The organism is Caldimonas taiwanensis NBRC 104434, assembly GCF_001592165.1.
Taxonomy (GTDB): domain Bacteria; phylum Pseudomonadota; class Gammaproteobacteria; order Burkholderiales; family Burkholderiaceae_C; genus Caldimonas; species Caldimonas manganoxidans.
The window spans coordinates 1-10,044 of record NZ_BCWK01000032.1 but is presented as its reverse complement, the minus strand read 5'-3'; the positions used below and the strand labels follow the sequence as shown (position 1 = coordinate 10,044).

The 10,044-nt window shown below is 64.1% G+C and carries 8 protein-coding genes; 3 read left to right on the top strand and 5 right to left on the bottom strand.

The window, feature by feature from the left end; translation table 11 throughout:
* Positions 1-103: 103 nt before the first annotated feature.
* From CTA01S_RS15365 to CTA01S_RS15345, 5 genes are all read right to left on the bottom strand, one after another.
* Positions 104-1,276 (bottom strand): glycosyltransferase, encoded by a 1,173-nt coding sequence (locus CTA01S_RS15365; protein ID WP_062196749.1) that lies wholly within the window; start codon positions 1,274-1,276, stop codon positions 104-106.
* On the bottom strand, positions 1,276-2,520 hold the full coding sequence (locus CTA01S_RS15360) for a glycosyltransferase family 4 protein (protein WP_062196750.1): 1,245 nt from the start codon (positions 2,518-2,520) through the stop codon (positions 1,276-1,278). Before CTA01S_RS15360 ends, CTA01S_RS15365 begins: the two co-directional genes overlap by 1 nt.
* 80 nt (positions 2,521-2,600) lie before the next feature.
* Positions 2,601-3,653, bottom strand: coding sequence for an acyltransferase family protein (locus tag CTA01S_RS15355; protein WP_062196748.1), 1,053 nt, complete (start codon positions 3,651-3,653; stop codon positions 2,601-2,603).
* Positions 3,654-3,672: 19 nt separating this feature from the next.
* Entirely contained in the window at positions 3,673-5,613 is a 1,941-nt protein-coding gene (asnB, locus tag CTA01S_RS15350; RefSeq protein WP_062196747.1) for an asparagine synthase (glutamine-hydrolyzing), read from the bottom strand.
* Positions 5,614-5,640: 27 nt separating this feature from the next.
* Positions 5,641-6,549: a glycosyltransferase family 2 protein gene (locus CTA01S_RS15345; protein ID WP_062196746.1), complete on the bottom strand. Its 909-nt coding sequence runs from the start codon at positions 6,547-6,549 to the stop codon at positions 5,641-5,643.
* Positions 6,550-6,818: 269 nt separating this feature from the next.
* On the opposite strand from CTA01S_RS15345, the gene CTA01S_RS15340 reads away from it, so the two are divergent.
* From CTA01S_RS15340 to CTA01S_RS15330, 3 genes are read left to right on the top strand one after another with little or no spacing between them, the layout of a single operon-like run.
* On the top strand, positions 6,819-8,105 hold the full coding sequence (locus tag CTA01S_RS15340; protein WP_198150898.1) for a glycosyltransferase family 39 protein: 1,287 nt from the start codon (positions 6,819-6,821) through the stop codon (positions 8,103-8,105).
* Positions 8,102-8,473: a DMT family transporter gene (locus CTA01S_RS15335; RefSeq protein WP_062196744.1), complete on the top strand. Its 372-nt coding sequence runs from the start codon at positions 8,102-8,104 to the stop codon at positions 8,471-8,473. Before CTA01S_RS15340 ends, CTA01S_RS15335 begins: the two co-directional genes overlap by 4 nt.
* Before the next feature lie 25 nt (positions 8,474-8,498).
* Positions 8,499-9,926: a UbiA family prenyltransferase gene (locus tag CTA01S_RS15330; RefSeq protein WP_062196743.1), complete on the top strand. Its 1,428-nt coding sequence runs from the start codon at positions 8,499-8,501 to the stop codon at positions 9,924-9,926.
* The last annotated feature ends 118 nt before the right edge of the window (positions 9,927-10,044 follow it).

Below are 10,044 nucleotides of genomic sequence, written 5' to 3'. Positions count from 1 at the left end.
TGAGGCCCTTCCGGCCGATTGGCGCGGCCCCTACTACGGCCAGTGAGCCATCTCTTGCGCCACCCCAGCGCACCACAACACCCAGCCGGGCCTGGCTGCACCCTCATGCGCTGCCGCGCGGAGCCGGCCGTTCCTCTTCACCCTCTCTCATGACAATTTCTGGACTCTTCGGTTTCAGGGACGAGGCCTCCCGCAAGACAGGGTCGAGCAGCTCAGCAAATCGCCTAGTGCTCAATCGTCGGCGGGCATCATCGTAGCCTGCGTTTGCGATGCGCTCACGCAACGAGGGCTGCTGGAGCAGGGTGACGATAGACTCCACCCAGTTGGCGGGCTCATCTCCGACGAGATAACCATTGACGCCATGGCGGAAGAACAGGCTGTGGTCGACCGCATCCGACGCCACGACAGCCACCCGACCGTTCAGGTAGGCCAGGAGCTTGCCGAAAGACTTGCCTCGGCTGAACGCGTTGCGGGTACATACCGGCTGCAGGCCTACAGCCGCTTGGGCGACCTTGTTCAGATAGTCGGCATACGGCAATGGTGCAATGGCCTCACAGCGGGCTCCAGCCGCGCGCAGCGGCGCGAACCAGGCTGCAGCCCGGTCTTCGTGGGTCCCAAACAGCCAGAACGTGCAGGCGGTTCGATGCGCTACCTCGATCATCACTCGTTGTACCAGAGCAGCTTCCTCGGGATAGTCCAACGGTGAGGAGTGTGCCCAGGCGACCACCGTAGGACGCTGGGCCGGTGCAACCCGGGCCAAGTGGTCGATCCAGGGGGTGCCGGTCCAGATCACGTGGCTGTTCGGATTGTGCCGGCCGAGGCAGTCCGCCACGAACCGGCTTCCACCTACCACGGCCGCTGCATCGCGCGCGCACTGGGCAATCATCGATTGGTATCGAGGGTCCAGGTAGTCAGCGTCATCGGCATCCAACACACAGGGATAGCCGGCATACAGGGCCGGACGGTTGAGTGGATGACGCGTCTGCTGCAGGAGCACCACGTCGGGTTGTTCCAGCTGCAGGACCCGTCTGCGCTGGGACAGCGTCAGGGGCTCAGGCACGACGATCGCCCGCCAGCCCAGTCGCTCCAGCTCGGGGGCGACCAGCCAGGCCCGCAGGTTGCTGGCGGGATCCCACGGCTGATTGGAAGGAAAGATCACGACGACAGGGCGCACCCTCGGGCTGCGACGACGCTCCCAGTGCAGCCGGAGTTCATGGACGCCCGCGCGAATCGGACGGCGCAGGGATTGGAGCAGGGGGCGGCTGGAGATCTGCATCAGACCACCTTCCGTGCCTTATCCGTCGCATGGGCCAACAAGCCGTACAGCTTGCGGGCCTCCTGGTCGGCATCATGCCGCTGCAGGACACGCTGTCGGGCGGTCAGGCCCATCTGCGCCAGCCGATCCACCGGGGTCTCGAGACATTGCTGCATGGCATCGGCGAGGGCCTCCACATCACCGGCAGGCACAAGCCATCCGCATTCTTCGGGCACGACCAGCTCAGGGATGCCCGCCACGAGGGTGGACACCACTGGGCGCTGCAAGGCCATGGCCTCCATCAGCACCACAGGGAGACCCTCGGCAAAGCTTGGCAGCACCAGGGCACGGGCGGCCAGCAGTTCGTCGCGAACCTGGTCTCCTGAAATCCAACCGGTGATTCGGATGCGTCCGCAGAGATCGTGTCGCACGATCCGGTCTTCGATCTGGGCACGCATCTCGCCATCGCCAGCCAACACCAGTTCGCAGTCTACCCCTCGTCGGACCAGGAGGGCCATGGCATCGATCAGAAGAAGCTGTCCTTTTTGCTCGCACAGTCTTCCTACGCACACAAGGCGGGGCGCCGCGGGAGGAGGCTGTGCAGTGGTGCGGCGGAACAGTTCATCCAGGCCGCAATGGACGACCTTCACCTTCTGCCAATGCTCAGGTCCGATCCAGCGCATCAGCTGACTGCGACCGAAGCTGCTGATCGCGACGACGAATTGGGCTCGCTCGACTTTCTCGCTGAGTGCCAGGGAGCGGGGGCCATCGAATTCTTCGGGGCCATGGGCCGTGAAGCTGTAGGACCGCGCCATGCCCAGCGCGGTGGCCAACATCGCCACGTCGGTCGAGTTCGTTCCGAAGTGCGCGTGGACGTGCGAGATACCTTCCTGCTGCATCCAACGCCCCAGGACGCAGGCTTCGGCCAGGTAGGCCCAGTGATAAGCAATCGACCGTCCCGAACGCCAGCCCATACGCGTGGCGAGCCAGAAGGCATGGACGAATCGCCTCGGACGTGACAGCGACGCGCAGAGCGTGGCAATGAGCAAACCGCCCAATCCATTCTTGAGCACATAGCGTGTACGCTGGCGTTCCTCTTCGTCACGTGCGTCGGGCAAACGCTCATTCCAACCCCTGATCGATGTGCGCATCACCGTCATTCCCTGCGCTTCTAAGGCCTGGATTTCGCGGCGGATGAAGCTGTGGCTGACCTTGGGATAGTGATTGACGAGGTAGACGACCTTGTACGGCCCATCCGCACGGATCTTGCGCGCGACACTGGCATCGACGCGACAGGTCGGTTCGGTAGACGTTTCGTGTCGATTGGACAGACGAAGTTCGTGGTTCACCGGAAGCGATCCTTGAGCTGGAGAAGGGGTCTCTCGAAGTAGCGGTAGCTCAGGCTGGCTACGGCCACCGCGCCGGCAAGGCTCAACAGAAACAGGAGGTGGTTATCCATTGCCCCGATGTCGATCAAAACCCGCCGTGTCACATGGACCACAAACATGTGAAGCAGGTAGATCCCATAGCTGACGGTGCCGACATAGGCCAGTGGTCGCCACTCGAGGACGCGTGCCAAGTGTCCCGTCGGGTGCAGCACGATGACGGCCAGGAGGACTGCTGTAGCAGACTGGAATCCGAGTCGCGGCCATCCACGAATATCACCCGGCCAGCTAGCTGTGACTAGCAGCACGCCCGCAGCAAGGAGCAGTACCGGCCACGCGGGCCAGGCGGCCAGCCGGTCCCGCCAGTGTGCGGTGGACAGCGCGAAAGCCAGCATGGATCCGAGAATGATGGGCGTGAAAGTGCATTGCAGGATTTCGAGGGAGCCGGCGGACAGTCCTACCGACTGCAACGCTCCGTCGAACGCCCCAAAGTTGACCGCCTGATTGAGGATCAGGAAGACCACCATGGCCAGCCATGCCCAGGACTCCAGGAAGGCAAGCATCGCGGGCCACAGCAGGTAGAACTGCTCTTCCGTGGACAGCGACCATGTCAGTCCCATCATGGTCTCCATCGGTACCCAGTTGCTGGTGTACGTGAGATGGTAGGGAAGTTCGGTGAGGAAGGCGGTTCGCTGGGAAGAGCTCGCAGGGGCGAAGAACACGAAATAGGTCGCTAACAGGCCCATCACTGCGAAGTACAGTGGAAAGATGCGCAGGCAGCGACGGATGAAAAACTTGCCCAACGATATGCGGCCGTGGGATGCGCGCTCTTGCAACAGCAAGGCAGTGATCAAAAAACCGCTCAGAACGAAGAACACGTCCACGCCCAGAAAGCCATGTCGCAGCGGGGCCGGCATGCCTTCGTAAGGTATGGTGTGGTCCCACACCACAGCGGCGACTGCCAAGGCTCGGATGCCGTCGAGACCGGGGTAGCGAGGAGGCGGGAGGCTCATGATGACAGGAAAGATGCGATCAGAGCAGGACCCGGTGACGATGGGACCAGTGGATGAGGACGTACAAGGCCCACACGCGCGACCAATACAGACCGGGTGAGCCGGCCCGGAAGGCATCCCAAAGTCTGGCCACGGCCCGTGGATTCAAGCCCACGGCTTCCGCCTGACGCGCGTTGCGCAATGTTTCGTCGATCCGGCTACCCAGGGCTTGCCGCAACCAACGATCGAAGGGCAGTTCGAATCCGCTTTTGGGCCGTTGGAAAAGCGTTGGAGGCAGTCCGCGTAGGCCGATGCGCCGCAGCACGGCCTTGGCCCTGACGGGTTCATATCGCGCCGAGGAGGGGAGTCGTGACACCTGATGGAGAAGAACCTGGTCCACAAGCGGCAGGCGGATCTCGATCGAGGCTGACATGCTGGTGGCGTCGGTATCCCGGAGCAACCGCTCTCCCAGGAAAAGACGCTGCTCGAGCATGCTCACCGCCTGCATCGGCGGCAGCCCCTTCGTCTCGGCCCTCAGACGGTCGATCATCGCAGGGGGCAGGCCAATGCCTCTGGGGGCGACAAGTCCCTCGTGCAATAACTCCCTCTGTGTTTTGGGCAGGAACAGCGCATAGGCCAACTGGTACAACGCCAGCAGGTCTTCCCCGTGTGAGACCATGTCGGGAAGCTTGGCCCAGCGGGTCTGAGCTGGATAACCTCGCTCCGAGCGGCTCAGGACTGCCGATGCCATGGACGCGATACCGCGTTGCAAAGCGCGTGGAATGGGGCGGGCCCTGCGGGACCATCGCCACATCCGTGGGAGGTCTCGAAAGCTCGTATAACCGCCGAACAGTTCGTCTCCGCCACTGCCAACCAACGCCACCTTGAAGCCGGCGCCGCGTACGGCATGTGACATGAAGTACGAGTTCAGACCGTCAAAGCTGGGCTGGTCGAGGCTGTTGAGCGCGTCGTCCAGGCGATCGAGGAAGTGGCGCTCGCTGAGAACGACCTCGGTGTGTCGCGTGCCGATGGCTTGGGCAATGCGTCTGGCGAAAGGCCCTTCGCTGAGCTCCTGTTCCTCGAAAGCCAGCGTAAAGGTATGGATGGGCACGCTCGAGGAGCGTTGGGCAAGATTCGCCACCGCCGAAGAGTCGATCCCACCGGACAAAAAGATCCCCAAGGGGACATCACTGGCCAGGTGGAGACGTACGCATTCCTCAAGGCATGCCCCAAGCTCTTCCTCGTCGATCGGATCCTGCGTGGCCGATGAAGGTGCCTGCCAGAAACGATGGCGAGCGGTTTCTCGTCCCCGTCCGTCCAGAACGCAGGCCTCGCCTGGCCAGAGTGATTCGATCCCAAGAACAGCGGTCCCGGGCCCCACGGTGAACCCGCTCCACACCATGCTGGCCACGGCCAGCGGATCCAGCCGTGCGTCGCGCAGGAGACCACTGGCCAGCAAAGCTCGCAGCTCGGAGGCAAAGGCAACGGACCATGCGCCGCCTGGATCAGGGTTGCGCATCATGTACAGCGGCTTGATCCCAAGAGGGTCGCGTGCCAGTGTCAGTTCGCGCGAGTGCCTGTTCCAGAAGGCCAGTGCGAACATGCCGCGTAGCCGGCCAAGCGCCGTGCGGCCATCGACGCTGAGGCCGCGCAGCATCACGGCCGTGTCTCCGCTGGAGGCCACGGTCTCACCACGTTGCATCAGATCGCGCCGCAGGTCCACGTAGTTGTAGATCTCGCCATTGAGCACGACCACATGCCCATGGACGGGGTCGACCATGGGTTGCGCCCCTGCTGGAGACAAGTCCAGGATCGCCAGGCGTCGATGGGCCAGCATCACGCCCCATCCCTCACCGTCGGCGGGCGATTCCCAGGTGCCTTGTGCGTCCGGCCCCCGGTGCGACTGGGCATCGTTCATGCGTTCGAGTGCGGCCCGAAGGTCCGGGGTGAGTCGACCGACGATGCCTGCAATGCCGCACATGGTGCTGTGCCCGGTCGGGTGCAGGCCTCAGGCCCGTGAGGATTGAATGACGGCCAGAGCCCGCTTTTTTCCCAGCAGCAGGGCAAGCCATTGGTAGCGCCGCAGGAATCGCCGGAACTCCGGGTCGTCGTAACGGGGGCGTCGTGCCAGCGCGCTGCGCAGCCATCCCCACAACATCGCGGCGCTACCCAGCACATAGGGTTTCTGGTTCAACCGAAAGAGCGCGCTGGCCAGCATGAACACGAATCCTGTTCCCATGAAGTACTGACCATGCCCATGGCGCATGCGCCCGGTGTAGATGCCCTGCTGGCTCGAGCCCATCGGTCGCAGGTGCACGAAGCGCAGTTCGGGTTCGTCCCAGCTGCAGGCAACCCAGCCGAGCATGCGACAGCGATGGCAGTCAATGCCATCCCACATCACCTCGCGCACGAAGCCGCCGATGGCCAGGAAGGCCTCGACCCGGTAGAACTTGGTCATGCCCAGCGAAGTATCGTCACCGTGCCGCTCGGAGATCAACGCTCCATGGTCCTCGACGTAAGCCTTGCCGCTGCAGGTCGCAATGCGTGGGTCCGCGGTCATGCGCTGCATCAGGATTTCAAAGTACCGCGGAGGGAGACGAAGATCCAGATCCAGCTTGCACAGGTAGTCGTAGTCCCGCGGATCGATGGTTTCATAGCCGGCATAGAAGGCATCGACGACGCCGGGACCGACGGACCGATGTCCCCGGTCAGCGCGGGTGACGACCCTGATCCACGGATGCCTGGAGGCGTAGTCGGCCAGGATGGACGGGGTCTCGTCGCTGGAGCCGTCATCGACGATGACCCACAGGGCCGGTCGCACGCTTTGAGCAATGACGCTGTCCAGCGTGTGCCGCATGTAGGCAGCCTCGTTGCGGCAGGGGGAAATCAGCACATAGCGGCCGATGGCGTCAGTCATGGGGATCCAAAGGGGCACACGGTGTCGGACCAAAAGCGCTCGGCTACGAGCATATCCGCGGCCGGCGCGCGAGACAGCCCCTCGTTCACGGTGCCCAAGAGTCACTTCTACCCGATCCCCCTCGGATGGGTGCATGACGACTCCGGACCGTCCCTTCATACTGTGGCAGGTTCCGATACCCACTCGACGAGACGACTGCGCCTGAGTCTCATGCGCCTGCACCGGGCCTACGGTTGTCCCCGTTGCTCGTCATTGCTTCCATGACCCGCATGACGCGTTCCTCTTCAGCTTCCGCCACGAGCCCTCTGGGCATTGCAGCCTGGGCGTCGGTGCCGGCTGCTGTCTCCGGGCTGCTGTGGCCGCTGGCCGCCGCGCTCCTGCTGCGACTGCTTTGGGCCTGGAGCGTGCCTGTGGAGCCTGTCTCCGACAGCGGCATTTACGACGAGTTCGCCCGCAGCTTGGCCGCCGGCCGGGGCTATGCCTACGCAGAGGGTCAGCTCACGGCGTACTGGCCGGTCGGAACGGCGGCACTGTACGGCGCCCTGTATCACGTTTTCGGGGCGGGCCCGGTCCCGATCGTGGTGCTCAACCTCCTGTTGGGCCTGCTTGCCGTGGCCTTGACCCACGCATTGGCGCAACGCCATTTCGACGCACGAACGGCCACCGTGGCGGCCTGGCTGGTCGCCTGTTGGCCTCTGATGATCCAGTTCACCACCATCCTGGCCAGTGAGTTGCTGTTCCTCGTGCTGCTGATGGCCACGCTCTACGCCTGGGGGCATCGCGCCATCGCCCCGTTGCCCCGTGCGGGCCTGTGGGGAGGGCTCCTTTGCGCCGCGGTCTACGTGCGTCCGACGGCATTGCCATTGTTCATCATCCTGCCCCTCGCCCAGGCCTGGCAGGAACGCGCCTGGCACGGTGCCCTGACCTCGGCACTGGTGGCCGTCATCGTGGCCGCGGCGATGCTCGCACCCTGGGCCTTGCGCAACCAGGCCGTGTTCGGCACCCCGGTGCTGGTCTCGACCAACTTCGGCCCGAATCTGTGGATGGGCAACAATCCGGATTCCAAGGGCGTATACATGGACCTGCCCAGCGACGCGCCGAGCCACGAAGTCGAACGCGACCGCCATCTCAAGCGCGCGGCCGTCGATTTCATCCTCGAAAACCCGCGACGCTACGTGGAACTGTCGCTAAAGCGGCTCGTGGCCACGTTCGGCCGGGAGTCCATCGGAGTCACCTGGAACGAGCCTGCATTGCGCCGCTCGTGGGGTCCTGGCGCCATCGTGCCGCTGAAGCTCGTCTCCAGCCTGTACTGGGCAGGCCTCCTCATCCTGGGTCTCGTGGGATTGAGCCTGGCTCTGGCCCGTCGGCACATCGGCCTCCTGCATCCGCTGGTGCTCGTCGGCGCCCTGTTCCTCGCCGTGCCGGTGCTCACCGTCGGCCAGGACCGCTATCACGTGCCTCTCAACGGAATCTTGGCGATCTTCGCATCCTGGGCCATGGTGTGGCTGAAGGATCGATACGCCGCGGCGTCCGCCCCGTCGAGGCCATTGCCATGAACAAGAGCGTTCTCGCCCTGATCGTCTCGAGTGTCCTGCTGTCCTCGCTGGCGCAGATCGTCCTGAAGTCCGGAATGAGCCACCCCCGCGTTGCCGAAAGCCTGGCCCAGGGGGGGTGGTCGTCGGCTTTGGGCATCGCCACCAATCCCTGGGTGCTGGGCGGGTTGGCGATCTACTTCAGCAGTGCCGTGGTATGGCTGCTGGTACTGGCACGTGTCGAAGTGAGTCTGGCCTATCCGTTCGTAGGTCTCGGCTTTGTGGTCACCATGCTGCTGGGCTGGTGGGTCCACGGCGACACGCTCAACCTGGCCCGGGTGGGAGGCACACTCCTGATCGTCGGAGGTGTCGTCCTGCTTGCCCGCAGTTGAGCGGTCGGATGATCTTACTGATCCCATGAACTCCACCACCGCGACCGTCCCGCTGTGCGTCGATTGTGACGGCACCCTGATCCGCACCGACCTGCTGCATGAGTCCGTGTTCCTCTTGCTCAAACATGCTCCGTGGAAGCTGGTGCTGCTGCCCTGGTGGTTGCTGCGCGGCAAGGCCTTCCTGAAGGAGCGGCTTGCACAAGCGGTCCAGTTCGATTGGTCGACCCTGCCCCTCAACGAGGAGGTGGTGGCCCTGGCACGGCAAGCCCGCGAAGCCGGACGCCCTGTCGTGCTCGCGACGGCGTCACACCGTCTGCTGGCCGAACCCCTGGCGCGGCACCTGGGTCTGTTCGATGATGTCCTCGCCACGGATGGGCCGACCAACCTCAGCGGATCGCGCAAGAGCGATCAGTTGAGCGAACGCTTCGGGCCCAAGGGCTTCGATTATGTTGGCAACGATCGCAAGGATCTCCCGGTGTGGTCGGCTGCCCGGCAGGCCGTCGTGGTTTCGTCCGATGTCCGTCTGATCGAGGCGGCAAAGTCCGCGACCCGGGTCAGTCGGGTGATTCCTTCGCACAGCCCGGGTCTTCGGGCCTACCTCAAAGCCCTGAGGCTGCACCAGTGGCTCAAGAACGTGCTGGTGTTCGTGCCCTTGGTGGCGGCGCATCGGCTCACCTCCTCGGAGGGGCTGGTGCAGGCATTGCTCGGATTCCTGGCCTTTGGTCTGTGCGCCTCCGCGGTCTATGTCCTCAACGACCTGGTCGACCTGGAGGCCGATCGCCGGCATGTGCGCAAGCGCAATCGCCCGTTCGCCAGCGGTCTCATCCCCGTCTGGCACGGCGCGTTCATGATTCCGGCATTGCTGGGCGCCTCGTTTGCCACGGCATGGTGGCTGCCGATCGAGTTCGTCGGGGTGCTTGCCGGCTATTTCCTGTGCACGCTGGCGTATTCGCTCGCCCTCAAGCGCCAGGTGGTGGTCGACGTGCTGATGCTGGCGGGCCTGTACACGTTGCGCGTCGTAGCCGGCGGGGCGGCGACCGGCATCGTCCCGTCCTTCTGGCTGCTCGCGTTCTCGATGTTCATCTTCCTGAGCCTGGCTCTGGTCAAGCGCTACTCGGAACTGCTGGTGACGCTGCAACAGGACCAGGACCGTCCCTCGGGTCGCGGCTACACCGTCACCGACCTTCCCGTATTGATGTCGGTGGGAACCAGTGCCGGCATGGTGGCCGTGCTGGTGTTCGCGCTGTACATCAACAACCCGGACATCCCTGCCGTTTATGACAACCCCCTGTGGCTGTGGCTGGTGCCCCCGTTGCTGCTCTACTGGGTCAGTCGACTGTGGATGAAGACGCATCGGGGCGAAGTCGACGACGATCCCCTGGTCTTTGCCTTGCGAGACTGGCAAAGCCTGACGGTGGTGGGACTGAGTGCCGTCCTCTTCTCGGTTGCCTGATCCGGGCAAAAAAAGAGCCGGGCCAAGGCCCGGCTGGGTGTTGTGTTGCGCCGGGGAGGCGCAACCGATGGCTCACTGGCCGTAGTAGGGGCCGCGCCAGTCGGCCGGAAGGGCCTCG